Origin of the sequence: Acinetobacter sp. WCHA55, assembly GCF_002165305.2 — a bacterium.
GTDB lineage: Bacteria > Pseudomonadota > Gammaproteobacteria > Pseudomonadales > Moraxellaceae > Acinetobacter.
The window spans coordinates 604,421-630,841 of record NZ_CP032286.1 but is presented as its reverse complement, the minus strand read 5'-3'; the positions used below and the strand labels follow the sequence as shown (position 1 = coordinate 630,841).

The window sequence follows — 26,421 nt, the reverse complement described above, 5'->3', positions numbered from 1 at the left end:
CTTCAAGCTGGTTGCATGTTGGGTTGGTACTTCAAAACGTTGTGATGTAAATCCGCCAAACCTTGCACCATTTTTTGTTGGACCAGTGCAGTTAAACTATCAACGGTATGTCCTGTGGTACAAATGGCTGGGAGCGCAACTAAATGTGCTGTCACCTGGGGCATCTCTAGTACTTTTTTAACATGCTCGACAAAATTAATGTTACCTATAAATGGCGAGACTTGGTCCAATCCCCCCTGTTGATTCACATAGCAAATCAAACAAATTTGCACATCACGCTGTGCCTCAATTGCTGCGCCTAATATACGTCCATGGACCTTTTTCACTTTAGAGCCATCTGTCGTAGTCGCTTCTGGGAAAAACAACACAGGAATATCTTGTTTTAAAAACTCCGTTATTTGCTCTCTAATTTTGATGGAATCGCCTGAACCACGTTGAATAAACAAGGTTCCACCACTTTTTGCTAGCTTGCCAAACACAGGCCATTTTTCAATTTCAGCCTTGGCCAAAAAGAAAACTCGTGCACCTGAACCTAACACTGCTACATCTAACCACGAAATATGATTGCTGACCCAAAGTGCAGGCTTACGTGGAATATCACCGTGGACATGCACATCAATGTTAAACACTTTGCACAGTCTCCGGCAGAAATACTGCACGTAACGGGTATTTTGTGGATTATTAATGTCTTTATACAAGCCATGTCGATAGACCAAATAAAACCCTTCGGACACGGCGCCAAGCCCCGAAGCCAGCTTTTTGCCATACAGAAAAAGCTTAGAGACACCTTTTATTGATGTTGTTTTTATTTCAGTATTTGATTGCATAGACGGTTCACTTGGCACAGCTTTATTCAACATTTAATCATTGATTTCGGCTCATTCTATACTGATCTTGAGCAACTTGCATTGATCATAAAAACCGAAGGACCAGATGATTATTTTCAATTTTAATCGTTTAAGCAAATTAATTAAAATAAATCAATCGAAATACCAAAACATGGTGCGTACATGAACGATCAAATGAATCCTCCAGCTCCGCCGTTAAATCCAGTTCAGGCACTGAAGTTTATTATAGGGCTCAGTATTTTATACTTTGGTACCTTGCTGCTTTTGGTTCACTTATTTCGCACCATGTAAGGCAATGGCATAACTATTTCGCTCAATCTCAGCAAATTCATCTACACTAGAGTTTTCAATGTGAGATCGAATTTAGTGGAATATTTTGAGCAGAAGCAAGGTGGCGAAAAAACCATTTTAGTCAGTGTTGCCATCCATATTCTGGAAGACCTTGATGCAGAAGAATTTCGTTTGCTTGCTAAGTCAGCAGGTGCAGAAATTCTGGAGCATGTTCACGCTCAAAGATTTAAACCCGATGCTAAATATTTCATTGGTTCAGGCAAAGCAGAAGAAATTGCTGCTCGTGTTGAGGAACTTGAAGCCACGCTGGTGATTATTGACCATGCCCTAACACCCAGTCAGGAACGTAATCTGAGTCGCATTATCAAGTGCCGCGTCATTGACCGTACACGCCTTATTCTGGATATCTTTGCACAACGTGCCCGTACCCATGAAGGGAAACTTCAAGTCGAATTGGCTCAATTAGATCACTTGTCTTCTCGACTGGTCGGTACAGGCATTAGCCTCGATAGCCAAAAAGGCGGGATTGGACTCCGTGGTCCAGGTGAAACGCAACTCGAAACTGACCGTCGTTTACTCCGTGTGCGTGTTGGACAACTTAAAGATAAATTAGAAAAAGTCCGTCAGACGCGTATTCAAGGGCGTGCTGCACGTCAAAAAGCCGCGATTCCTACCGTTTCTTTGGTTGGTTATACCAATGCAGGCAAATCAACCCTGTTTAACACCCTTGCCAAATCTGATGTTTATGCTGCAGATCAGCTATTTGCAACCTTAGATCCAACCTTAAGACGTTTGGAATGGGATGGTATTGGCCCGCTGGTCCTAGCCGACACGGTTGGTTTTGTACGTAATCTTGCGCATGCTTTAGTGGAATCGTTTAAAGCGACGCTAGAGGAAACATTAGAGGCCAGTTTGCTGCTGCATGTGATTGATTCGAGCAGTCCAGACCATCTGGAACAAATTGAAGCCGTTGAAAAAGTGCTCAAAGAAATTGGCGCAAATATTCCAATCCTAAGAGTGTATAACAAGATCGATCAAAGTGGCGAACAAGCCAAAATCATTTACGCTGAACCCAATGTACCCGAACGTGTCTATGTCTCAGCACATACAGGCGAAGGATTTGATCTACTACGCCAAGCAGTACAAGAGTGCTTGATGGGACAAATTCAAAACTTTGATGTCCGACTCAAACCAGCCTATGGTAAATTGCGTAATCAACTGTACGCCCTAAATGTAATTCAATCTGAAAATTATGATGATGAAGGCAACCTACACCTACAAGTGTATATTGCACCGCATAAACTCGAACAACTGATTAAACAAGCACATTTACCGATTGATGAAATTTTAGGTTTGAAAGCAAAACAATTTCATCGTGAACTCGAAGAATTTGAAATCAAAAACTAAATCGGTTAAAACGTGATAAGTAAAATGTTAATGACAGAATAAAATGGAATGGATAAAAACTGTTGATTGGAAAGCATGGATCGGCACTGTTGCCCTGATCATCATCTTTCGTGAAGTGGCTGTGTGGATCACTGGACGTTTTGGACATCCTGAACTGGGCAATTTAATTGGACTCATTAGTTTATTAATCGTCCTTTTAGGTTGGAGAAAATTTCATAAAATTCCAGCACGTTTGGTCGATACCAACAATAAAATCATGAAAGAAAGTGCCTTTGCTTTTCTACCTATCAGTGCAGGTTCTCTACTGATGATGACGCATTTAGGCAGTGAAATCCCAATGTTTTTAGTGGTGCTATTTGTCAGCACACTCATTCCACTGTGGGTTTACGCAAAAATGTCTAAGAAATGGCTTTAGGAGTAGGCACATGATTCCCATTATTTTCGGTTTTTTTCTAACCCTTGTTGCCTATTTACTAGCAAAGCCATTCAACAAGAAACTGCCACAAATTCCCGTGATTGTTTTTGGCATGTGTTTTGTGATTGTCCTGCTATTGTTGTTAAACATTCCGTATGAGCAATATATGGCACAAGTAAATCCAGTATTTAACCATCTGCTCGGTTATGTGACGGTCGCGTTAGCCATTCCATTAGCTGCTATGCGCTATGACGATCTCCCGCTCAAAGCAGTGGTAGGCATTTTGGTCTTTGCAAGTATTAGTGCGGTCGGACTGCCGATGGGACTGGCTTATCTACTACATTTATCCGACCCCACCATTATGGCGTTTGCTACACGTGCAGTCACAACGCCAATTGCGATTAACATTGCAACACTGCTACAAGCCCCTGTGAGTCTGGCTATTTTAATCGTAATTTTATCCGGTGTAATTGGTGCTGCATTTTCACCACTGATCCTTAAACATATTAATGACGAACGAGCATCGGGCTTAGCGCTAGGTCTTGCAGCTCATGCCATCGGTACAGCTCAAGCATGGCAACGGGGAAGTATTGCTGGACGTTATGCAGCCTTTGGAATGGCTGTCAATGCGGTGTTTACAGCAATCTGGCTACCGTTGTTTATTCTATACTTGCAAAAAATGTGATATGTTCCTCACATAAACAATTGTATTGTTTAAAAAATCGACTTAAGATGAGTTTGTCGTTGATTAAATGATAAAAGGATTTTGTTCATGAGCAAATTGACACTTGCAATCGCATTCGCTACAACCGTTATGGGTAGTACAGCTTTCGCTGAAGATATTAGCGGCACTTGGAAAAATATTGATGACAAAACTGGGTCGTCAAAAGCCATCCTTGATATTCGTAAAGAATCAAATGGGACATATACCGCTAAGGTCGTCAAAGTAACGCCTCGTCCGGGGTATACACCAAAAGAAACTTGTATTAATTGCCCTGCGCCGTATACCAATAAGCCCATTTTAGGCATGGATGTGATGAAAGGTTTGAAACACAGCGGTGATACAAATTACACGGGTGGAAAAATCATCGATCCGCTGTCTGGTAATATTTATAGCTGTAAAGCAAAACTCAGTTCGAATGGTAAACGCTTAACCTTGCGAGGATACGTGGGCATATCGGCTCTAGGTCGCAGCCAAACTTGGATTCGAGAATAATCTAAGTTCTATTATTGGACAGGCTTGGTCTACGCCATCACTTGATAGATTCTTTTAGATATTGTAGACCATCACTGAGTCACTCATACATTGCATTAAACTTAGCCTGATTGTTTCAAATTCAATGAATAAAAGAGTTTCAGCTAAGCATGTATGATTTTTCAATTTTTAAAGGCAACTGCCTAACTCATATCTAAACACAAAACAGTTTGCCTTGTGCAAACTGTTTATTTTTCTGTGTCTTGGATATCTTTTTGTGAAACTATAGAGAACCTTATATGAAAAGTAAGTTTTTTTTCGCGGGATTAACATTGTCCATGCTTTGCGGGGGAGCATTTGCACAGGACTTAACAGGAACATGGCAACAAATTGATGATAAATCAGGCTCACCAAAAGCCATTATCGAAATTCGAAAAGAATCGAATAACACTTACACTGGAAAAATTGTAAAAATTACACCACGCCCAGGTTATACACCAAAAGAAACTTGTGTGAATTGCCCTCCCCCATATACCAACAAACCAATTTTAGGTATGGATATTATTAAAGGCTTAAAGCATGTGGACGGCACCAACAACTATGAAAAAGGTCGTGTGATTGATCCATTATCAGGCAAACTCTATGATGCCAAAATGAAGCTGAATGCCACAGGAAAGCGACTTTCCCTACGTGCATACATTGGTGTTTCTGCCTTAGGTCGTAACCAAACCTGGTTAAGAATCGACTAAGAATAAAAAAGCCACGAACTTCGTGGCTTTTTTAATGCATGAGCTATTGAACTGGATTATCAACGGCAAATAAGCTTTCATCTTCTAAACGGTAAGCCATTAATTGATGTCCCCAGACACAACCGCCATCTACATTTTGAATCGAATCCGAAATGGTTTTGCCTTGTAAAGCGGCCCAGTGACCAAACACTACTTTATGGGTTTGCGCTGCTTGCGAAACGAAGTCAAACCATGGTTTGAATCCTTCAGGCATTGGGTCGCTAAGTGAGTCCTTGAAACTAAACTCCAAACGCCCAGCACTATCGGTTAAACGCATACGGGTCAAATAATTCACGATACAGCGTAAACGCGCGTTGCCCGTGAGTTCATCCGACCACAAGGTAGGTTCTTTGCCATACATGTCTTTTAAAAAGGCATCGACAACATCAAAATCATCCGCGGCAATGACCGCCTCAACTTCTGCCGCCAAAGCAGCAGCCTGTTCTGCTGTCCAGTTGGTTGGAATGCCTGCATGCGTCAGAACTGTCGTTGCATTTGGAAACACACACAAGGGTTGTTTACGCAACCAATCAATCAAATCATCACTATCAATCGCATCAATCACATCACGAATGTTATCTTTATCTTTGATGGTTTTAATGCCACGTGCAGCCGCCAGCAAAGTTAAATCATGATTGCCTAAAACTGTTGCAGCCGCCTTGCGCTCTACTAATTTTTTAATAAAGCGTAAGGCACCCAATGAGTTTTCACCACGAGCAACCAAATCCCCTGCAAACCAAATAAAATCTTGGTCAGGATCAAACTGAATGGTCTTTAGCAAGGCTTTGAGTGCTTCAAAACAACCCTGCACATCACCAATGACATAATTGTATCGAATCTCTGCACCTGCCACCTTAAGCCACCATTTGATCTGCTAATGCCACAAATTGAGCCAGTGTTAAAGTCTCTGGGCGCGCCATCGGATCAACACCTGCTTGTTCAAAGCCATCTTCAACCAACATACCTTTTAAGCTATTACGCAAAGTTTTACGGCGCTGGGTAAAGACATGCGATACCAACCGTGCCAAAGCTTTTTCATTTTTTGCCACAATCGGCTTAACTGCATACGGCTCTAAACGGAACACCGCAGAAGTCACTTTAGGTGGTGGGTTAAATGAACCCGGCGGTACTTCAAACAAGAACGTAGGTTTACAGAAATACTGAATCATCACCGACAAACGACCATACTCTTTGCTATTTGGAGCAGCCGTAATACGATCCACCACTTCTTTTTGTAGCATAAAGTGCATGTCTTTAACTTTGTCACCAAACTCCAAGAGGTGAAACAAAAGTGGCGTCGAGATGTTATACGGCAAATTACCCACAACTCGTAAAGGGCGACCATCTTCAAATAGATTAGTGAAGTCGTACTTCAGTGCATCCGTTTCAATAATGGTTAAACGTTCAGGATGTGGCACACGCCCCGGTAAACCTGCCGCCAAATCACGGTCTAATTCGACCACCGTGAGTGCGTCACATTCGCCAATCAATGGAGAAGTTAAGGCTGCCAAACCCGGGCCAATTTCCACAATGTTATCCCCTGAACGAGGTGCAACTGAACGTACAATCTTGGCAATCACACGTTGGTCATGTAAGAAGTTTTGCCCAAAACGCTTACGCGTATGGTGCCCTTCATCTTTAGGGTTTAAGGCATTAATTTGATACATAAAATTTTCCAACGTGAGTTAATCACTGAACATTAGTGACGAGCTAATTCTAACGCTAAATCAACAGCAACCTGGAGGCTTGAGCTTTTCGCAAGACCTGTGCCTGCGAGGGAGAGAGCTGTGCCATGATCAACTGAGGTACGAATAAACGGCAAGCCCAAAGTAATATTAATGGCTTCACCAAACCCTTGCGATTTTAACACAGGTAAGCCCTGATCGTGATACATCGCCAAAACAGCATCGGCATCTTTTAAGTTTTCAGGGGTAAATAAAGTGTCGGCAGGCAAACTCAGGCTCATATTTATGCCTTGAGCACGGTAGCTTTCTAGCACGGGATTAATCACCTCAATTTCCTCCATACCCAAATAGCCATCCTCTCCTGCGTGTGGGTTTAAGCCACACACTAAAATGTGCGGATGCTCTTTTTTGAATTTGCTTTTTAAATCTTGAATTAAAATATCAATCACTTGATGCAGTCGCTCTTTGGTAATTGCATCAGGCACAGCTCTCAAAGGTAAATGTGTAGTCGCTAGCGCGACACGCAACGTCTTGGTTGCAAGCATCATCACCACACGTTCCACCCCAGCAAACTCTTGGTAGTATTCGGTATGTCCACTAAAGTGAATGCCAGCATCATTGATGACTGACTTTTGTACAGGTGCAGTTGCAACACCTACACTTTTCCCAGACATGGCATAATCGGCCGAACGTCGTAACTGTTCTAAGACATAGGACGCATTGCTTGGGTTTAATTCACCTAATACCACAGCTTGGTTCAAGGGCACATGCTCAACATAGAGCTGTCTCGGAGCCGATGACGTCTTTTGCCCTACATATTCAATGAGTTCTATGTCGATTCCCAATTTCTCTGCGCGCTTAGCTAACAAGTTCAGATCAGCCAAAACAACAATGGGGCGTTCATCTACCCGCCCTGCAAGGCTCAAACAAATATCTGGACCAATTCCAGCAGGTTCGCCACTGGTGACATATAAAGGAAGCATAGCTAACTCAAATAGAAGGCATGCAATATTATACAACGTATATCAAAGCACATCATGTAACGATGAACTCAAGACCTATCTATCGGCTGACATTTTTTAAGCATGTCGATATGGCTCTTGAGCTAGAATACCCTCTGTAGAAAATGAAACAGTGAAACTTGTTTAATCGAGCGATTTCAAAATTGAAGCGGGGAATTTGGTACTTTATAAAGAAAAATCACCCATTCTTGGACAAATTTCCAACTGTCACTTTTATAAAATTCATAAGCAATATCATATCTTAGATTATAAAAATATGTTTCAAATTTGATAATAGCGACAACTCTCCGCTTTTATTTTCGATTCACTCCAATTTCCTCATGATTTAAATAAAAGAATAAACTTTAATCTCTTCCTTTATAGTGCGGAATATCGTAAAATACGGCACTTGAAATTTCATATTTTCATTTGTGATTCCGAACAACTTCGTTTAGAATCGCGTCTCCTTTTGTTTGGACAGATTCCATAGTCCAAACCAACTATAATAGGTAGTGGTTTAATGAAAACTCTCAGCGCTAAGCCTGCTGAAGTTCAACACGACTGGTACGTTGTTGATGCTTCTGGCAAAACTTTAGGTCGCCTTGCGACTGAAATCGCTCGTCGTCTACGTGGTAAGCACAAGACTTCTTATACTCCTCACGTTGACACTGGCGATTATATCGTTGTAATCAATGCTGAAGAAATTCAAGTGACTGGTAAAAAAGCACTTGATAAAAAATACTATCGCCACACTGGCTTCCCTGGTGGTATCCGTGAGACTAACTTTGAAAAGTTAATCGCTCACAAACCAGAAGCAGTTTTAGAAAAAGCTGTTAAAGGTATGTTACCAAAAGGTCCTCTTGGTTATGCAATGATCAAGAAAATGAAAGTGTATGCAGGTACTGAGCATCCACACGCTGCTCAACAGCCACAAGTTTTGGACATCTAAGGGATACAGCACATGGCTACTAATTATGGTACAGGTCGCCGTAAGACCGCAACTGCACGTGTTTTCTTGTCAGCTGGTACAGGCAAACTCGTAATTAACAACCGTACTCTTGAGCAATACTTCGGTCGTGAAACTGCTCGTATGGTTGTTCGTCAACCTTTAGAGCTTCTTGAAGCTACTGAAAAGTATGACCTTTACATCACTGTTGCTGGTGGTGGTATCGGTGGTCAAGCTGGCGCTATCCGTCACGGTATTACTCGTGCGTTGATCGCTTCTGACGAAACACTTAAACCTGCTCTTCGTCAAGCTGGTTTCGTTACTCGTGATGCTCGTGAAGTTGAACGTAAGAAACTTGGTTTACGTAAAGCTCGTAAACGTCCTCAATTCTCTAAACGTTAATTCGTTTACCGAATCGGACAAAAAGCCTTGGTTTATCCAAGGCTTTTTTTTATGTGTCATTTTCAACTTTAAAGTCCATGCATTCTGCTTTATTCGTATGATATCCCTCTAGTTACATATTTCAGCTTATTTTAAAAATTGATGATCTTTAGGAAGTGGTGCATTACACGGCTCATCCGTTTGCTCATCGACCATTTTCACAGCTCCATCATTATAAACAGTGACCTTACAGCCTTTTACCTTATATTCTTGCTGAATACCGCCATACATCTCATCCTCAGATACAGAGGTAGCGACATCACAGGTTTCATCAGTAATACAAGCGGCATATTCAGCAGTCTACTGCGCGACATCTACGTGTTCTACTACATCTTTATTTTGAGCATAACTACTTGAGATAGAAGTCATTAATATAATCACTGCAATCGATTGGGTGATTCTGAACCTAAGCAGCATGGTTCTATCCTTATTTTTGATTTCTTCCAAGTTGTTCAATTGTATAAGCATATTAAAGTTAAGATGATTTTATTGGCTATTTTTAGTATTCTAACCGATTCACTTCACCTAGTTTCTTGAAATATGTCTGTCGAAACTACTCCGCTTCAAGGAATTACGCTGTATAGCCATGCAGATGATTTTCGCTCCCATTGGATTCGTTATGTACTTGCAGAGAAGCAAATCAAATACCATTTAGTTTTAAGTGATGCAGATGATGAAGATCTCGCCAGCTTAAACCCTTATAATCAGCTACCGATGTTGATTGAAAATGATTTAAAACTATTCAATGCCAATATCATCTCTGAGTATTTAGACGATCGTTATCGTCAAAACAAGCTCTATGCCGATGCCCCCATGCCTCGTGCGGAACAGCGTCAGTATATTTGGCGCTTTGAACAAGATTGGTTAAAGCTTGCCGATATGATGTTGCGCCATCCAGATACACTTGATGAAAAAGCAAAACTAAATGCACAAAAAAAACTGAAAGATACACTCATTTCCCTAACACCATTGTTTCAGCATTTCCCCTATTTCATGTCGGAAAGCTTTAGCATTTTAGATTGCATGCTTGCCCCTATCTTTCTACGCTTAAACAGCATGGGCGTGCATCTACCTAAACAGCAATGCCGTCCAATATATTTATATTGCCAACGTATTTTTAGTCGCCCTGCATTTTTAAAGTCTTTAACTTTGCAGGAGAAAAACCATTATCAATCTGAATTTAAACAGCCGTAGAGAACATTATGTCTGATCAAGAATTAAACCTTACGCCGACTCGTCCATATTTAGCCCGCGCCATTTATGAATGGATTTGTGATAACCAACTGACACCGCATTTATTGGTCGATGCCACCCAGCCCAATACGCTTGTTCCCGAACAGTTTATTCAAGATGGGCAAATTGTCTTAAACATCACCCCTCATGCCGTACATGCACTACATATGAGCAACGATGCGATTACCTTCTCTGCACGTTTTGGTGGTGTATCTCGTGATATTTATGTACCAATTAATGCTGTGATTGGCATTTATGCCCGTGAAAATGGACAAGGCTTGTTCTTCGATCCAAGTGAATATGACAATCATACCCAAAGTGAGCAAAATGCTTTAAAATCAGACAATGAAGAAAAAACTGAACCCTCGAAGAAAAAACCAAGTTTAAGGTTATTAGATTAATAAAATGGAGTAATTATATGGCTTTTGATTTAGTACAATATTTTGCAGAGCAGATTAAAATCCAAAAGCCTGAGCTTCTGAGTCAATATTCAGATGAGGAGCGACTTCAATATCTTTTTGAGGCTAACGCCCTCTCCCTTGGAAAACTCATCACTTTGATGCGCCAAGATGGTACTAAGCTCTACCAAGAGATTCAAACCCAAGATCACTTATATATTCAAGAACTTGCAAGGCATCTCACCACATCTCCGCAAAATGAATCACAGTTAACAAAGGCAGACCTAGAGCATAGTCTGACCAGCATGTTGAGTCTTCAGTTTGCTGAACTCAAACAACTTGATGTCACAGGGAACTTTGGCGAGCATGGAATACGCGAGTTGCTTGTCGGTCAAATCGAACACCTTTCAGGTCTGGCTGATGACTGGGTTTGGACAACAAGTGAGCTAACAGAGCTAATTGGCTCTAAACCAAAACCTGAAGAAGAGCTATCATTAGAAGAGACGATGAAGGAGTTTAATCAAATGGTAAATCAGCACGCAACAGACCACTCAGATCAGCTACACACACAAATAGCAGAGCAAAATCCAACACCAACATGGGCAAAACTGATTGAACCTGCTGTCGCTATCGTCATTTTATGGGGACTTTATTGCGCAGCAAGTCAAATGTTTGTCTAACGCCCAGGGGATGCACTTATTTTGTGCATCCCTTTATTTTTTAATGAAAAATAATTATATATTTCATCTTTAAAATAAAAAAAATCTATTTATTTTTTGTTTTTATTTATCCAAACGATAAAATTTACATTTAGTTACAATAGCAAATAAATTAAACACTTTTGCAAATAATAATATACTTTCTCACAATCCTTTTTAAAATACGCAAACCCAATCACAGAATATGTAGCAAAAACTGACTAAAATACTCGGATCTAATTGCACATTTATTCATCTTTTTTTCTGTTGCATTTATTTATATTGATAATTTTTTCACGCCATCCATATAATTAAATCGACTTGTGAAACAACAAGTTAAAAGGATTTCAAAACTCATAAAATTAAAGAGAATAACTATGGCTAAAGTGTCATTGGAAGCATTAGCAAATATCGATGGATTCTATGCAGCAGCATTGGTCGATGGGGAAAGTGGTTTAGCCCTAGCAACTCAAGGCGGTGGAAGCATCGATTTAGAACTCGCGGCGGCAGGTAATACTGAAGTCGTTCGCTCAAAACGACGTGTTGCACAAGCATTGAACTTGAATGACACCATTGAAGATATTTTAATTACACTGGGCAAACAATATCACCTTATTCGCCCTCTAGAAGGCAATGACAAAATTTTCTTATATCTTGTCCTTGAACGCTCTAAAGCAAACCTAGCCATGGCTCGCCATGAACTGAAAGGATATGAAAAAGGGCTAGATTTTTCTTAATTTGAATTGCCCCTTTCTCATCCTTTTGGGAAAGGGGTCGTATGCGTTGTCCTCTTCAACCTAATTAAATTAAAGAAACACTATGAATAAGCAATATATTAATATTGCGATTACGGGCCTGAGTTCAAACCATTCAGACGAACTTAAAATACAGCTACGTAATCTCATTCCTCAAGAGTATCAAATTAACTGGAGCTCCGCTGCTGATCCAACTATTGATTGTTTATTTATCCATGAAAGTTTTTACGAAACAGAAGGGATCCAAAAGATCATTCGAAGTCGTCAGTTTCCATGGCTAAAAATCTCCAAACACCCCCATAATGAAAACAGACTCCACGAAAATACACTTTCTTTGCCAATTGCACATCTTGAAAGCTTCTCGAGTTGGATCGGTCAACATCTGCTACATCCTTCTTTTAACAGCCAACAAATCCTTCCTATTGAATCTCAGAATAAAAAAACACCGTATAAATTAGAATATTTCAGCAAAATGCTGGATGCCGAACGCAACTCAAAACTACATCTTTTTGATACTTTAGGTACCATTGCCATCATCGATATTCAGAAAAATATCGCATGGCTCAATACAGAGCGCGAACAAGCCTTTACAGATTCTGGTTTTGATTATGACATTGCCAGTACAAGTAACTTTATGAAAGTTTCACGTAAGCAGCCGCATATATTGAGCGACTGGTTATGGCAATTTTTTTGGGATTCACCCATATTTTTGAAAGAAATTGCGCCTGAAGATGGGCACTTTAAGATCCATATGTGGCCTAAGCCAGCAAGTAATTTGGATAGAAAAACCATTTTTCAACTTTCCAGCTGTTTCATTCAAGGCGGTAAAGTTTCAAAAATTGCAACGCAGTTAAACCTCCCAATTGAAGTTGTTCAACGTTTTATTGCAGCCAATATCGCGACCCATAATCTCTCAAAAATCAATATGTGGGATAAACACTTCAACCCACCAGAAATGCCTCAAGTTTCAGAAGAAGCAGGATTAATTAAAAGCTTCTTTGGAAAACTAAGAAAAAAACTAGGTATATAGGATACCAATATGATTTTACAACGCTTTAAAATTGTTTTTGCTGGTGGTATGGGTGCGGGTAAAACAGAGGCGATTCGATCACTCTCAGAGATTCCTGTACTACAAACAGAGGCTTTTAATACAGATGCACAGCGCCATACCAAATTGGCAACCACTGTTGGTATTGATTATGGTGAAATCACACTTGATGAAAACCTAACGATTGGGCTATATGGTACACCAGGGCAAAGTCGCTTTGACTTTATTTGGTCTGCCATCACTAAAGGTGCTATTGGTGCTGTGATTTTAATTGACCATCATTCAGACAACCCTATTCAGGAATTAGAAAGTTATCTGGAAACCTTTCAAAATTTTACTGACAATATTGCAATCGGCATTACACATACCGATCTTCTTTCAGAGTCAACTAAATCAACTACTATCTATAAAGACTGGTTATTACAAAATGACCTCTTTTCTCCACTATTCTTTATCGACGCAAGAAAGAAAGATGATGTTTTATTATTATTAGAAGCACTCATTACATCCATTGAGATCAACTCAAATATTGCCAATTAGTCCTTAACGAGGTCCCATATGTTTACTTTAGCGCAAAGCCGCACAGCACCAAAAGAGTTAATTGATTTTGCAAAGAATGAAATTCAAGATGTTCTCATGAATGTCCGCAGTGTCAATTATGTCATGCTGTGTAGCACAGATGGCTTCGAGTTAGCCCATGTTTATAAAAGAGATGGTTATAACAGTACTAAACTTGCGGCAGTTAGTAGCTCAATTTTAGCTATGGTTGCGGCTTTTATGAATGAAATTCATCTCGAAGGTTGTCAGTCGATTACTTTAGATGCGGACAATGGTAAAGCTATTTTAACCTCGATTCCTTCTCCAAATTACCCAATGATTATCGTGACATTAACTGAAAAAGATGTACTCTTAGGACAGCTACTGTATACCCTAAAAAATGCAAGCAACAAAATTATCCAATACTAATATCCTTGATGAAATATAAAACAAATTTTGTTTTTATTAGCAACGAAGCCTATTAAATTTTAGAGGCCCTTATGCAGCGGTCATAAGACAAGAGTCTAGCTATAGAAATTATGCTGTTTCTCCTGCTGGTGCTATTGGACTTACCCAAGTTATCCCTCGCTACTGGCAACAAACCTGCCCTGGCGATTTATTTGAAGAAATTAATAATATTAATTGTGGTACGTATATTCTTGCCCACTATAACCAGAAAACAGAAAGTTGGCCCAAAGCTTTGGCTTATTATAATGTCGGTCCAACAGGCTATCATTCGAGCTGGAAAATGAAACGTCAAGGTAAGAAATATGCCAAACAGGTTAAAGCACATCAAAAAAACTTAAAAGATGCTCTGTAACCTCTTGTAAATAAGACATAAAAGCTAGAAAATTCTGGCTATTTAACGCTTATGCCATTATAAATGGCACATTCTTCGTTTTTCTTTATTATTCTAATCATTTCATGATAAAAAAACCCCCTCTGCATTAAGCGGAGGGGGTTTTTGAATTAATGAGCTGGCGATGACTTACTCTCACATGGATAACTCCACACTACCATCAGCGCTAAGAGGTTTCACTTCTGAGTTCGGGAAGGGATCAGGTGGTTCACTCTTGCTATTGTCGCCAGCACAACTGTTTATGGATACTCGCTAGGTCTTATGATTGCCTCGCTTTCTACCAAATCTTGCACTCGTTCAAAGCAGTGCTTTGAACATCGTTCATAACAGAACATCTGAGTTAATTTAATTTGCACATTCTACTTAGCTTTATAACTAAATCAAGTTGTTTGCAGTGATTTGAACCACAACACCAACTGTTTGGGTGTTGTATAGTCAAGCCTCACGAGCAATTAGTATTGGTCAGCTTCACATATCACTATGCTTCCACATCCAACCTATCAACGTCGTAGTCTTCAACGGCTCTTTAGAGGACATAAAGTCCTAGGGAAATCTTATCTTGAGGTAGGCTTCCCGCTTAGATGCTTTCAGCGGTTATCCCTTCCGAACATAGCTACCCGGCGATGCGACTGGCGTCACAACCGGTACACCAGAGGTTCGTCCACTCTGGTCCTCTCGTACTAGGAGCAGATCCTCTCAAATTTCCAACGCCCACGGTAGATAGGGACCGAACTGTCTCACGACGTTCTAAACCCAGCTCGCGTACCTCTTTAAATGGCGAACAGCCATACCCTTGGGACCTGCTTCAGCCCCAGGATGAGATGAGCCGACATCGAGGTGCCAAACACCGCCGTCGATATGAACTCTTGGGCGGTATCAGCCTGTTATCCCCAGAGTACCTTTTATCCGTTGAGCGATGGCCCTTCCATACAGAACCACCGGATCACTAAGACCTACTTTCGTACCTGCTCGACTTGTGGGTCTCGCAGTTAAGCGCGCTTTTGCCTTTATACTCTACGCGTGATTTCCGACCACGCTGAGCGCACCTTCGTACTCCTCCGTTACTCTTTAGGAGGAGACCGCCCCAGTCAAACTACCCACCAGACATGGTCCTCGTCCCGGATAACGGGACAGAGTTAGAACCTCAATATTACCAGGGTGGTATTTCAAGATTGGCTCCACCGAAACTAGCGTCTCGGTTTCAAAGCCTCCCACCTATCCTACACAAGTAAGATCAAAGTTCAATGTCAAGCTGCAGTAAAGGTTCACGGGGTCTTTCCGTCTAGCCGCGGGTACACCGCATCTTCACGGCGAATTCGATTTCACTGAGTCTCTGCTGGAGACAGCGCCCCCATCATTATGCCATTCGTGCAGGTCGGAACTTACCCGACAAGGAATTTCGCTACCTTAGGACCGTTATAGTTACGGCCGCCGTTTACTGGGGCTTCGATCAAGAGCTTCGCTTACGCTAACCCCATCAATTAACCTTCCAGCACCGGGCAGGCATCACACCCTATACGTCCACTTTCGTGTTTGCAGAGTGCTATGTTTTTAATAAACAGTTGCAGGGGCCTGGTTTCTGTGGCTGCCAATAGCTCAAGGAGTAAATCCTATCACCGTCGGCAGCGTACCTTCTCCCGAAGTTACGGTACCATTTTGCCTAGTTCCTTCAGCAGAGTTCTCTCAAGCGCTTTGGTCTACTCGACCTGACCACCTGTGTCGGTTTCGGGTACGATTCCTATGTAACTGAAGCTTAGAGACTTTTCCTGGAAGCATGGTATCAGCCACTTCACTGTACAAGTACAGCTTGCTATCAGTTCTCAGCATAGAGTACCCCGGATTTGCCTAAGATACATGCCTACAACCTTCCACCTGGACAACCAACGCCAGGCTGACTTAACCTTCTCCGTCCTCTCATCGCATTACATAGAAGTATTGGAATATTAACCAATTTCCCATCGACTACGCCTCTCGGCCTCGCCTTAGGGGTCGACTCACCCAGCCCCGATTAACGTTGGACTGGAACCCTTGGTCTTTCAGCGTGCGAGTTTTTCACTCGCATTGTCGTTACTCACGTCAGCATTCGCACTTCTGATACCTCCAGCATACTTCTCAATACACCTTCATCGGCTTACAGAACGCTCCCCTACCACTTGCAATAAATTGCAAATCCGCAGCTTCGGCATATAGTTTTAGCCCCGTTACATCTTCCGCGCAGGCCGACTCGACTAGTGAGCTATTACGCTTTCTTTAAAGGGTGGCTGCTTCTAAGCCAACCTCCTAGCTGTCTATGCCTTCCCACATCGTTTCCCACTTAACTATAATTTTGGGGCCTTAGCTGGCGGTCTGGATTGTTTTCCTCTTGACTACGGACGTTAGCACCCGCAGTCTGTCTCCCGGATAGTACTCATTGGTATTCGGAGTTTGCATCGGTTTGGTAAGTCGGGATGACCCCCTAGCCGAAACAGTGCTCTACCCCCAATGGTATTCGTCCGAGGCGCTACCTAAATAGCTTTCGGGGAGAACCAGCTATCACCGAGTTTGATTAGCCTTTCACCCCTATCCACAAGTCATCCCCTGGCTTTTCAACGACAGTGGGTTCGGTCCTCCAGTTAGTGTTACCCAACCTTCAACCTGCTCATGGATAGATCACCCGGTTTCGGGTCTACACCCAGCAACTAAACGCCCTATTAAGACTCGATTTCTCTACGGCTCCCCTATACGGTTAACCTTGCTACTGAATGTAAGTCGCTGACCCATTATACAAAAGGTACGCAGTCACCGAACAAGTCGGCTCCCACTGCTTGTATGCATGCGGTTTCAGGATCTATTTCACTCCCCTCACAGGGGTTCTTTTCGCCTTTCCCTCACGGTACTGGTTCACTATCGGTCAGTCAGGAGTATTTAGCCTTGGAGGATGGTCCCCCCATATTCAGACAAGGTTTCACGTGCCCCGCCCTACTCGACATCATCATATAAGCCCTTTCGTGTACAGGACTATCACCCACTATGGTTGCACTTCCCAGAGCATTCCACTAGAACTTATATGACTTAATGGGCTTTTCCCCGTTCGCTCGCCGCTACTGAGGGAATCTCAATTGATTTCTTTTCCTAAGGGTACTGAGATGTTTCACTTCCCCTCGTTCGCCTCGTATGACTATGTATTCATCATACGATACCTGCCTTATGACAGGTGGGTTTCCCCATTCAGAAATCTCCGGATCACAGGATATTTGCCGCCTCCCCGGAGCTTATCGCAGGCTATTACGTCTTTCATCGCCTCTGACTGCCAAGGCATCCACCACATGCACTTAATTACTTGACTATACAACCCCAAACAGTCGTTAATCCCTACAAGTAGGATTAAGACAGTCTATGATGATTCCTCATCACTTCCTTACAGTTTGTTGCTCTGTGTACTTAAACACTGTACAGCTTCAATTCAATTCACATACCAAAACGCTTGATTCAGTTAATTTCGCTAGTAACTCATTTCTCCAACCTTCATCAATCAGTAATAAATCACTGTTAATGTCGATCTTTAAAACGAGTATGAACAAATTATTTCAACTCAAATATATTCTGTTAATGATTTTTCCAGCCTTCGTCAGGTCAGGAAACTGTGATAAATCACAGAAGTTAATAAGCTTTAACTTACTAAATTCTATAATCTATGGTGGAGACTAGGAGAGTCGAACTCCTGACCTCCTGCGTGCAAAGCAGGCGCTCTACCAACTAAGCTAAGTCCCCAGCTTATCAATAAGTCAATGTTTCTGTTTTTCTGTATTCAGCATTTAATAATACCGGTTAGTCAGATTTGGTGGGTCTGACAAGACTTGAACTTGTGACCCCACGCTTATCAAGCGTGTGCTCTAACCAACTGAGCTACAGACCCTCAGATACATCGTCATGAAGAACAACTTGTTGTGGATTCTTACCAATCGTCAATCTTTCGTTAAGGAGGTGATCCAGCCGCAGGTTCCCCTACGGCTACCTTGTTACGACTTCACCCCAGTCATCGGCCACACCGTGGTAAGCGTCCTCCTTGCGGTTAGACTACCTACTTCTGGTGCAACAAATTCCCATGGTGTGACGGGCGGTGTGTACAAGGCCCGGGAACGTATTCACCGCGGCATTCTGATCCGCGATTACTAGCGATTCCGACTTCATGGAGTCGAGTTGCAGACTCCAATCCGGACTACGATCGGCTTTTTGAGATTAGCATCCTATCGCTAGGTAGCAACCCTTTGTACCGACCATTGTAGCACGTGTGTAGCCCTGGTCGTAAGGGCCATGATGACTTGACGTCGTCCCCGCCTTCCTCCAGTTTGTCACTGGCAGTATCCTTAAAGTTCCCGGCTTAACCCGATGGCAAATAAGGAAAAGGGTTGCGCTCGTTGCGGGACTTAACCCAACATCTCACGACACGAGCTGACGACAGCCATGCAGCACCTGTATGTAAGTTCCCGAAGGCACCAATCCATCTCTGGAAAGTTCTTACTATGTCAAGACCAGGTAAGGTTCTTCGCGTTGCATCGAATTAAACCACATGCTCCACCGCTTGTGCGGGCCCCCGTCAATTCATTTGAGTTTTAGTCTTGCGACCGTACTCCCCAGGCGGTCTACTTATCGCGTTAGCTGCGCCACTAAAGCCTCAAAGGCCCCAACGGCTAGTAGACATCGTTTACGGCATGGACTACCAGGGTATCTAATCCTGTTTGCTCCCCATGCTTTCGTACCTCAGCGTCAGTATTAGGCCAGATGGCTGCCTTCGCCATCGGTATTCCTCCAGATCTCTACGCATTTCACCGCTACACCTGGAATTCTACCATCCTCTCCCATACTCTAGCTTCCCAGTATCGAATGCAATTCCTAAGTTAAGCTCAGGGATTTCACATCCGACTTAAAAAGCCGCCTACGCACGCTTTACGCCCAGTAAATCCGATTAACGCTCGCACCCTCTGTATTACCGCGGCTGCTGGCACAGAGTTAGCCGGTGCTTATTCTGCGAGTAACGTCCACTATCCAAGAGTATTAGTCTCAGTAGCCTCCTCCTCGCTTAAAGTGCTTTACAACCAAAAGGCCTTCTTCACACACGCGGCATGGCTGGATCAGGCTTCCGCCCATTGTCCAATATTCCCCACTGCTGCCTCCCGTAGGAGTCTGGGCCGTGTCTCAGTCCCAGTGTGGCGGATCATCCTCTCAGACCCGCTACAGATCGTCGCCTTGGTAGGCCTTTACCCCACCAACTAGCTAATCTGACTTAGGCTCATCTATTAGCGCAAGGTCCGAAGATCCCCTGCTTTCCCCCGTAGGGCGTATGCGGTATTAGCATTCCTTTCGGAATGTTGTCCCCCACTAATAGGCAGATTCCTAAGCATTACTCACCCGTCCGCCGCTAGGTCAGTTACCGAAGCAACATCCCCCGCTCGACTTGCATGTGTTAAGCCTGCCGCCAGCGTTCAATCTGAGCCATGATCAAACTCTTCAGTTAAAATCATTAGTAGCTTATGGCTACAAATCTTGGCTCATCAATTTTCTGACATTAATTTCTCAAATAAACTTCGAGTAATTTCTACCATTCAATCAATGAAATATTTTCGATCGATCAATCAGTAAAAATCCACACAAGTTGTTCTTCATAATCTCTTAATGATCTTCTTACTGATTCGTCATCAGCAAGCTAGGTCGGCTATACTACTCTCTTTCAAGAAGAAGTCAACTGGTAATTCAAATTATTTTAAACTCTCTTTCCAAAACCCAACTCAATCAATTTTAACTAAGTTACTGTTTTATCAGAAGTTTTAATCTTCATCACCGCCGATGGATGTGCATTCTACAGCATTTCTAACTGCTTGCAACACCTTTTTCTATTATTCCATTTCAAGAGAACACTTTTTGTTCAAAAAAGTGATTTTTGTCGATTATTAAAGCAATTTTAACCATCACTGTTTATTTTTCGTTAAAATAAGCTCACTTTCGCTGCCAAGCAAAATGAATAATGACAGCTTTTAAATACAAAATTTATTTAATCCTCTTGTCCTGTTTAATGATTTCTCAGGTACAGGCACAACCACAACTAAATCTCCCTGCAACCACATTGACGATTTTGAGCTATGTGCGTTGGAATACTCCCAACCCTATTTCTTTATGCATTTTAAACAACAGCCAATTATCCAATCAGTTCATTCAAGTGAATCAACAACTCAAAAGTGCCTATCAAATTCAAGTGGTCAGCTTGTCGGAACTAAATAAGGTTATGTGCAATGCTGTTTTTTTCTCAACCTACACACCACGTGAAGAGCAAAATATTATAAATAACCTAAAAGATGCTCCACTGACTTTTAGCTCTAACAATACTGAATGCGAATTAGGTAGCGCATTTTGCCTATATCAAAACAAAACGCGAACTTCCTTTAAGGTAAACTTGGCCAGCCTGTCTCAGTCCCAAGCGCGTGTAGATCCACGTGTTTTATTATTAGCAAAATCTACGGAGCCTTAATTCAATGTTTCGTAAAAACTCTAATACTTCGCTGCAAAAAATTTTTAGTCAGTCTCAATTGCTGATTTTTGCCCTTACCTTCGGAATTTGCAGTTTAATTTTCGTGGTGATTTCCATCTACACCATGAATACCTACGCCAAGCAGAGCCTCAATATTTTCAGCGCAACCTTAAGTGAACAAATTCAACCTGCGGTCATTTTCAATGATCATATTACGCTACAGCAAACATTGAACAATCATATTCAACAATATCCAATTCGCGCTATTCAAGTTATCAACTTGCAAGGGAAACCACTGGCCGAAGCATACAAACCTACACCAGAGTTTGCATGGATGGAAAATCTGTTTGATAAGGTCTTCTTTAAACACCCTGTGACGCGCACCATCAAACATCAAAATAACCAGTACGGGACATTGATTATTTACGGTAGTGCTACTCAACTCATGAGCTTTTTCTTTCAGCTCTTGATTTGTCTCTCCGCTGGAATTTTTGTCATCCTGCTGATTATGTTGTGGTTGGTACATTCAACATATCAAAAACTGATGCACTCGATTCAACCCATGGTCAATACTGTTGAAAGCCTTAATCTTGATACCCAATATCAAGCACGTCTTCCATCATCACCAATTTATGAATTTCGCGTCATCAGCGGCGCATTTAATAATTTATTAGATAAGGTACAGCGCACTAATGAAAAGCTACAAAGCGAAAACTCTCAGTTATCACATCAAGCATTGCATGATCAGCTAACCGAGCTACCGAATCGTCATTATTTTTACAATATTTTGTTCAATCAATTTGAACACCCTGAGAAAAACCAGACCGCTCTCTTTTTTATCGACAACAACAACTTTAAAAACATTAATGATGTTTATGGGCACTTAGCTGGTGATGCCGTCCTCAAAGAAATGGCTCAACGCTTAAAAAAGAATGTCAGAAGCCACGATGTGGTTGCTCGTTTAGGTGGTGATGAATTTGCAATTCTGCTCCGCAATATCAAACACTATGATCATTTAGAACTAATTTGCGAGCATCTAATCGAATGCAGTAAAGCACCATTATATTTTGATCAACAACAGATTCATTTTAGTTTCAGCATTGGCGTTGCTTTCTCAAAATGTTCAACAACGCCTGAAGATTTGATTGCTGAAGCAGATAATGCCATGTATAAAGCCAAAAACTTAGCTCAAGGGTGGTACATCACACCTTGCCTAAATCCGGATCAGGAACCTTCATGTTAAAACATCTTTGTAAATTTATACTTATCGCAGGTCTTATCACTGCTTTATCTGGTTGCCTGAGTTTAGGGCATCTCAACTATAAACAAGCACGCATGCTGAAGAAACAAGGTTTTACCTTAACCGAAGAAGGCTGGACGCTGAGACTGCCTGAAAAATTATTGTTCGGCTTTGACCAATCCGATATTCAAGCGGCTCAAAAACCTGCACTCGAAGCACTTTCTAAACAGTTGCAGCAATATAATTTGAATAAAATTAAAGTGGTTGGACATACAGATAATATTGGTGATCCAAGCTACAACCAAAGGCTCTCTGAGAAACGTGCATCAACGGTTAGCCAGATTTTTATCGAAACAGGGTTTAAAACTCAAAATATTCAGAGTATCGGACGCGGTGCATCACAACCTTTAGTCGAAAATAACAGTGAGGAAAACCAAGCACTGAATCGTCGTGTAAATATTATTATTATTCCTTAATCATCTCTGTTTTACGTTTTATTTTGAGCCTTCATCACGAAGGCTTTTTTATGCATTTTACTAAATTTCAGGCATAAAAAAACCGCTTAATGCGGTATCTTTATTTCGACCATTTTAAAAAATGGTCGGAGCAGTAGGATTCGAACCTACGACCCCCTGGTCCCAAACCAGGTGCACTACCAGGCTGTGCTATGCTCCGATTTCAACTTTTAAAAGTTGGGGTGAATGACGGGATTCGAACCCGCGACAACTGGAATCACAATCCAGGGCTCTACCAACTGAGCTACATCCACCATAACGTGTCGGTTCTTAATACCAAGCCACCTAATGGCGCGCCTGACAGGATTCGAACCTGTGACCATCCGCTTAGAAGGCGGATGCTCTATCCAACTGAGCTACAGGCGCATGACCAATAATACGAGGTATTATGGATAACCTTGCCTTGAAGAATTGGTCGGAGCAGTAGGATTCGAACCTACGACCCCCTGGTCCCAAACCAGGTGCACTACCAGGCTGTGCTATGCTCCGATTCATCTCAGCTTTTGTATCGAACATCTCGTTCGGTACGGTGTGCATTCTAGGCGTGACGCTTGATAACGTCAACACCTATATTTAAAAAAAATAAAAAAATCACGTCAAATGTATATTAATCAAGCGTTTCAGCCGTTTTTTATACAAATTTTAACGTTTTAGCGATGCACTGAAATCCAACATCCGATCTAAAGGTAGTTTTGCACGCTTAGCAAGTGCAGGATCAACAAAAATTTCTTGATCCCCTTTTTGTAAAACCTCCAAAATACCATCTAGCTCATTCATTGCCATCCACGGGCAGTGCGCACAAGACCGACAAGTTGCACCCTCTCCAGCTGTTGGTGCTTCAACCAAAATTTTGTTGGGCACCGCTTGTTGCATTTTGTAGAAAATACCTCGATCAGTTGCCACAATCAGTCGTTCATTAGGTAAGGTTTGCGCAGCTTTGATGAGCTGTGATGTACTTCCAACGGCATCAGCGACATCTACCACTGATTCAGGTGACTCAGGATGTACCAACACCGCAGCATCAGGATAAAGCGCCTTCATTTGCGCAATACCTCGTGCACGGAATTCTTCATGCACAATACAAGCACCATCCCAAAGTAACATGTCTGCACCTGTTTTCTTTTGGATATAACGGCCTAAATGCTGATCGGGCGCCCAAATAATCTTTTCACCTAAACTGTCTAGATGCTCAATAATTTCGACCGCGCAACTTGAGGTTACCACCCAGTCGGCACGAGCTTTAACGGCTGCTGAAGTATTGGCATAGACCACTACTGTATGGTCTGGATGGGCATCACAAAACTGACTAAATTCATCAACAGGACAACCTAAATCCAAAGAACATGTCGCTTCCAAAGTGGGCATCAGAATAGTTTTATCCGGGGATAAAATTTTTGAGGTTTCCCCCATAAATTTAACACCTGCCACCACCAAGGTCGACGCTGGATGATCACGACCAAAACGCGCCATTTCCAATGAATCGGATACACAGCCACCACTTAACTCTGCTAACTCCTGTACTTCAGGATCGCAATAGTAGTGCGCTACCAATACCGCATCTCGCTTTTTCAACTCATCCAAGATTAAAGCAAATTTTTCTTGCTTCACTTCTTCACTGAGCTTTGAGTCTTTGGTTTCACCCAAACGGTCCAAATGCGCCTGCACAATTGATTTTGCGTCATTGGCAATTAAATTGGTCGCATTGTTCATCATTCATTCATCCCTTCATGCTTGTCAGCAAGCAAGTCCCGCACTTAATTTATTGGCCAAATGGCTTCTCGGCTTTTGACCAATCATTCAAAAGTTCTTATGGTAAAAAAGCCTCCAAAGGAGGCTTTTTTAAAACTCGTTAAGATTAAGAACGATAATCCGCATTAATCTTCACATAGTCATAAGATAAGTCACAGGTATACACTGTGTCTTTCGCTGCCCCGCGTCCTAGATCTACACGAATGGTCATTTCGGCTTGTGACATTACACGGGCACCTTCCGCTTCTGTGTAATCAGCCGCCGCGCCACCATCCTTACAGATTTGCACATCATCTAACCAAACTTGGATTTTTTCAACATCTAAATTTTTAACCCCTGCATAACCAATCGCAGCCAAGATACGACCCCAATTCGGATCTGACGCGAAAATTGCAGTTTTAACCAAAGGTGAATGCGCAATACTATAAGCAATATCACAGCATTCTTGTGTGTCATACCCACCTTCAACTGCAACCGTAATAAACTTGGTTGCACCTTCACCATCACGCACAATCAGTTGTGCAAGGCGTTTCATCATACGCGTGAGTACATCTAGCACTACGGCATAGCGTGCATCTTGGGCTGAGGTGATTTCAATACCACCCGCTTGCCCCGTAGCGGCAAAGATACAGGAGTCATTGGTTGAAGTATCACCATCAATGGTAATTCGGTTAAACGAAACATTGACCGTTTCGCTCAACAGTTGCTGAACCAACTCGCGGCTGATAGGTACATCGGTTGCAACATAACCCAACATCGTTGCCATATTGGGACGAATCATGCCTGCACCCTTAGAAATACCAGTCATGGTATACGTGATGCCATCCAACTCAAATTGCTCAGATGCGCCTTTCGGAGTTGTGTCAGTCGTCATAATACCAGTAGCAGCGTCGACCCAAGCCTCAGCACTCAAACTATTTAAAGCAGGCTGTAAACCACTACACAAACGTTCTAAAGGCAATTGCTCACCAATTACCCCAGTTGAGAATGGCAGGATTTCGTTCGCCTTTACATCGGCAAGTTCAGCCAGTTTTGTGCAAGTGCTTTGGGCATTTGCTAGACCAGTTTTACCTGTACCTGCATTGGCATTACCAGTGTTAATAATGAGGTAGCGCGGATTCGCCACTTGTAAGTGCGCTTTAGACACATGCACAGGTGCTGCACAAAAAGCATTTTGGGTGAAAACACCCGCAACATTCGTTCCTTCAGCAAATTCGAAAATGACAAGATCTCGTCGGTTCTGATAGCGTACATAAGCTTCAGCCGTTCCGATTCTCACCCCTTTCACCACGTGCATTTGTGGCATTGATACGTCACCTACTGGCATTTTAAACGTCCAATTCATTTGTTAGAAAAAACACAGCTTATTAGAATTTTCAAAAAAAATCGAGCAGAAGACTTTGTTTGCTTTAACTTTTCAATGCACACTCATTTTTGACATAAAAAAACCAATCCGAAGATTGGTTTTACGCTGTAGCATTTGATTAATTTGAAGCAAGCTGTGCTGAACTAGACAAAAGCGCTTGTTTAGCATTTTCTTGACTTACAGGAGAAAGTGCTGGGTTTGAAGCCACGATACGATTCACTGTGACTGCATTCACCGGAGCAATAGCCGCTGTTTGTAATACGACAGGACGTTGATTTGGGTTAGGAAAAGTATAACGAATACCTGTACGTGGACTTTGTACCGTAATATTGCCATTGACTTGTGCCGCAGGCGCTGTGGTTGTGCCACGTGCTTGTTGGACTTTAGCTGCTGTAGTGGTGTCTGCAAGTGCAAAAGTTGGAAGCACTAAAGCTACGATCATGATTGGTTTTAATACTTTTTTCATTGTCTTTCCACTTTAGAGATTTAGATAATGAGCAACTA

Annotated in this window: 25 protein-coding genes, 6 tRNA genes, 3 rRNA genes and 2 pseudogenes; 19 read left to right on the top strand and 17 right to left on the bottom strand. The window is 42.1% G+C overall.

Annotated features, from left to right (window positions below):
- Positions 1-2: 2 nt before the first annotated feature.
- A complete protein-coding gene (locus CDG62_RS05855; protein WP_162904058.1) occupies positions 3-827 on the bottom strand; it encodes a lysophospholipid acyltransferase family protein in 825 nt (274 codons plus the stop codon).
- 183 nt (positions 828-1,010) lie between these two features.
- Here CDG62_RS05855 and CDG62_RS19720 point away from each other — a divergent pair, with 183 nt between their 5' ends.
- The 6 genes from CDG62_RS19720 (at position 1,011) to CDG62_RS05830 (ending at position 4,905) form a co-directional block, all read left to right on the top strand.
- On the top strand, positions 1,011-1,139 hold the full coding sequence (locus CDG62_RS19720) for a hypothetical protein (protein WP_265936531.1): 129 nt from the start codon (positions 1,011-1,013) through the stop codon (positions 1,137-1,139).
- Positions 1,140-1,214: 75 nt separating this feature from the next.
- On the top strand, positions 1,215-2,546 hold the full coding sequence (gene hflX / locus CDG62_RS05850; protein WP_087528253.1) for a ribosome rescue GTPase HflX: 1,332 nt from the start codon (positions 1,215-1,217) through the stop codon (positions 2,544-2,546).
- 43 nt (positions 2,547-2,589) lie between these two features.
- A complete protein-coding gene (locus tag CDG62_RS05845; RefSeq protein WP_087528252.1) occupies positions 2,590-2,961 on the top strand; it encodes a hypothetical protein in 372 nt (123 codons plus the stop codon).
- 10 nt (positions 2,962-2,971) lie between these two features.
- Entirely contained in the window at positions 2,972-3,646 is a 675-nt protein-coding gene (locus CDG62_RS05840; protein WP_087528251.1) for an LrgB family protein, read from the top strand.
- 87 nt (positions 3,647-3,733) lie between these two features.
- Positions 3,734-4,177 (top strand): DUF2147 domain-containing protein, encoded by a 444-nt coding sequence (locus CDG62_RS05835; protein WP_087528250.1) that lies wholly within the window; start codon positions 3,734-3,736, stop codon positions 4,175-4,177.
- Positions 4,178-4,455: 278 nt separating this feature from the next.
- Positions 4,456-4,905 carry a DUF2147 domain-containing protein gene (locus CDG62_RS05830; protein WP_087528249.1) on the top strand — a complete coding sequence of 150 codons (450 nt, stop codon included), beginning with the start codon at positions 4,456-4,458 and terminating at the stop codon, positions 4,903-4,905.
- A 43-nt stretch (positions 4,906-4,948) separates the two neighbouring features.
- Here the strand turns inward: CDG62_RS05830 and CDG62_RS05825 are convergent, their stop codons facing one another.
- The 3 genes from CDG62_RS05825 to pdxA are packed head-to-tail and all read right to left on the bottom strand — an operon-like array spanning position 4,949 to position 7,612.
- Complete coding sequence (locus CDG62_RS05825) at positions 4,949-5,797, bottom strand: symmetrical bis(5'-nucleosyl)-tetraphosphatase (protein ID WP_087528248.1); 849 nt, start codon at positions 5,795-5,797, stop codon at positions 4,949-4,951.
- A gap of 1 nt (position 5,798) precedes the next feature.
- Complete coding sequence (rsmA, locus tag CDG62_RS05820; protein WP_086208859.1) at positions 5,799-6,611, bottom strand: 16S rRNA (adenine(1518)-N(6)/adenine(1519)-N(6))-dimethyltransferase RsmA; 813 nt, start codon at positions 6,609-6,611, stop codon at positions 5,799-5,801.
- A gap of 32 nt (positions 6,612-6,643) precedes the next feature.
- Positions 6,644-7,612, bottom strand: a complete 969-nt coding sequence (pdxA, locus tag CDG62_RS05815) for a 4-hydroxythreonine-4-phosphate dehydrogenase PdxA (protein ID WP_087528247.1) — start codon at positions 7,610-7,612, stop codon at positions 6,644-6,646.
- 538 nt (positions 7,613-8,150) lie between these two features.
- Between pdxA and rplM the strand changes: the two genes are divergently transcribed.
- Positions 8,151-8,579, top strand: coding sequence for a 50S ribosomal protein L13 (gene rplM, locus CDG62_RS05810; RefSeq protein ID WP_004695096.1), 429 nt, complete (start codon positions 8,151-8,153; stop codon positions 8,577-8,579).
- Between the two features lie 12 nt (positions 8,580-8,591).
- Positions 8,592-8,978, top strand: coding sequence for a 30S ribosomal protein S9 (gene rpsI, locus CDG62_RS05805; protein ID WP_086208861.1), 387 nt, complete (start codon positions 8,592-8,594; stop codon positions 8,976-8,978).
- Positions 8,979-9,104: 126 nt separating this feature from the next.
- On the opposite strand, the pseudogene CDG62_RS05800 reads toward rpsI, so the two are convergent.
- Positions 9,105-9,299, bottom strand: a pseudogene (locus CDG62_RS05800) (hypothetical protein); the annotation flags it as partial.
- A 258-nt stretch (positions 9,300-9,557) separates the two neighbouring features.
- Here CDG62_RS05800 and CDG62_RS05795 point away from each other — a divergent pair.
- The 8 genes and pseudogenes from CDG62_RS05795 to CDG62_RS05760 all read left to right on the top strand — a co-directional run.
- Complete coding sequence (locus CDG62_RS05795; protein WP_087528246.1) at positions 9,558-10,211, top strand: glutathione S-transferase N-terminal domain-containing protein; 654 nt, start codon at positions 9,558-9,560, stop codon at positions 10,209-10,211.
- 8 nt (positions 10,212-10,219) lie between these two features.
- Entirely contained in the window at positions 10,220-10,651 is a 432-nt protein-coding gene (locus CDG62_RS05790) for a ClpXP protease specificity-enhancing factor (protein ID WP_087528245.1), read from the top strand.
- Positions 10,652-10,668: 17 nt separating this feature from the next.
- The gene (locus CDG62_RS05785; RefSeq protein ID WP_087528244.1) at positions 10,669-11,328 is read left to right on the top strand and encodes a hypothetical protein; all 660 of its coding nucleotides are present in this window, start codon (positions 10,669-10,671) and stop codon (positions 11,326-11,328) included.
- 395 nt (positions 11,329-11,723) lie between these two features.
- Positions 11,724-12,083 carry a hypothetical protein gene (locus CDG62_RS05780; RefSeq protein ID WP_004983207.1) on the top strand — a complete coding sequence of 120 codons (360 nt, stop codon included), beginning with the start codon at positions 11,724-11,726 and terminating at the stop codon, positions 12,081-12,083.
- Positions 12,084-12,165: 82 nt separating this feature from the next.
- Positions 12,166-13,131, top strand: a complete 966-nt coding sequence (locus CDG62_RS05775; protein WP_087528243.1) for a hypothetical protein — start codon at positions 12,166-12,168, stop codon at positions 13,129-13,131.
- Positions 13,132-13,140: 9 nt separating this feature from the next.
- Positions 13,141-13,689, top strand: a complete 549-nt coding sequence (locus CDG62_RS05770; RefSeq protein WP_087528242.1) for a GTP-binding protein — start codon at positions 13,141-13,143, stop codon at positions 13,687-13,689.
- A gap of 18 nt (positions 13,690-13,707) precedes the next feature.
- Positions 13,708-14,115, top strand: coding sequence for a roadblock/LC7 domain-containing protein (locus tag CDG62_RS05765; protein WP_087528241.1), 408 nt, complete (start codon positions 13,708-13,710; stop codon positions 14,113-14,115).
- 73 nt (positions 14,116-14,188) lie between these two features.
- Positions 14,189-14,506 (top strand): annotated as a pseudogene (locus CDG62_RS05760) (lytic transglycosylase domain-containing protein); the annotation flags it as partial.
- 155 nt (positions 14,507-14,661) lie between these two features.
- Here the strand turns inward: CDG62_RS05760 and rrf are convergent.
- The 5 genes from rrf to CDG62_RS05735 all read right to left on the bottom strand — a co-directional run bounded on the left by rrf (position 14,662) and on the right by CDG62_RS05735 (position 20,039).
- Positions 14,662-14,776, bottom strand: a 5S ribosomal RNA gene (gene rrf / locus CDG62_RS05755).
- A gap of 200 nt (positions 14,777-14,976) precedes the next feature.
- Positions 14,977-17,870: ribosomal RNA gene (locus tag CDG62_RS05750) — 23S ribosomal RNA — on the bottom strand.
- A gap of 349 nt (positions 17,871-18,219) precedes the next feature.
- Positions 18,220-18,295 (bottom strand) — tRNA-Ala (locus CDG62_RS05745).
- A 68-nt stretch (positions 18,296-18,363) separates the two neighbouring features.
- Positions 18,364-18,440, bottom strand: a tRNA-Ile gene (locus CDG62_RS05740).
- A 61-nt stretch (positions 18,441-18,501) separates the two neighbouring features.
- Positions 18,502-20,039, bottom strand: a 16S ribosomal RNA gene (locus CDG62_RS05735).
- Together the 16S, 23S and 5S rRNA genes with 2 tRNA genes alongside form the textbook arrangement of a ribosomal RNA operon.
- A 507-nt stretch (positions 20,040-20,546) precedes the next feature.
- Here CDG62_RS05735 and CDG62_RS05725 point away from each other — a divergent pair.
- The 3 genes from CDG62_RS05725 to CDG62_RS05715 are packed head-to-tail and all read left to right on the top strand — an operon-like array spanning position 20,547 to position 22,763.
- Positions 20,547-21,047 (top strand): YfiR family protein, encoded by a 501-nt coding sequence (locus CDG62_RS05725; RefSeq protein ID WP_087527952.1) that lies wholly within the window; start codon positions 20,547-20,549, stop codon positions 21,045-21,047.
- 4 nt (positions 21,048-21,051) lie between these two features.
- Positions 21,052-22,290: a sensor domain-containing diguanylate cyclase gene (locus CDG62_RS05720; protein ID WP_087527953.1), complete on the top strand. Its 1,239-nt coding sequence runs from the start codon at positions 21,052-21,054 to the stop codon at positions 22,288-22,290.
- Entirely contained in the window at positions 22,284-22,763 is a 480-nt protein-coding gene (locus CDG62_RS05715) for an OmpA family protein (protein WP_087527954.1), read from the top strand. Before CDG62_RS05720 ends, CDG62_RS05715 begins: the two co-directional genes overlap by 7 nt.
- A 122-nt stretch (positions 22,764-22,885) precedes the next feature.
- Here CDG62_RS05715 and CDG62_RS05710 read toward each other — a convergent pair.
- The 7 genes from CDG62_RS05710 to CDG62_RS05680 form a co-directional block, all read right to left on the bottom strand.
- Positions 22,886-22,962 (bottom strand) — tRNA-Pro (locus CDG62_RS05710).
- Positions 22,963-22,980: 18 nt separating this feature from the next.
- Positions 22,981-23,056, bottom strand: a tRNA-His gene (locus tag CDG62_RS05705).
- Between the two features lie 35 nt (positions 23,057-23,091).
- A tRNA-Arg gene (locus CDG62_RS05700) sits at positions 23,092-23,168 on the bottom strand.
- A 46-nt stretch (positions 23,169-23,214) separates the two neighbouring features.
- Positions 23,215-23,291, bottom strand: a tRNA-Pro gene (locus tag CDG62_RS05695).
- A 153-nt stretch (positions 23,292-23,444) separates the two neighbouring features.
- Complete coding sequence (gene nadA, locus CDG62_RS05690; RefSeq protein ID WP_087528004.1) at positions 23,445-24,512, bottom strand: quinolinate synthase NadA; 1,068 nt, start codon at positions 24,510-24,512, stop codon at positions 23,445-23,447.
- 145 nt (positions 24,513-24,657) lie between these two features.
- A complete protein-coding gene (gene argJ / locus CDG62_RS05685; RefSeq protein WP_087527955.1) occupies positions 24,658-25,878 on the bottom strand; it encodes a bifunctional glutamate N-acetyltransferase/amino-acid acetyltransferase ArgJ in 1,221 nt (406 codons plus the stop codon).
- Between the two features lie 157 nt (positions 25,879-26,035).
- On the bottom strand, positions 26,036-26,383 hold the full coding sequence (locus CDG62_RS05680) for a hypothetical protein (protein WP_087527956.1): 348 nt from the start codon (positions 26,381-26,383) through the stop codon (positions 26,036-26,038).
- Positions 26,384-26,421 lie beyond the last annotated feature (38 nt).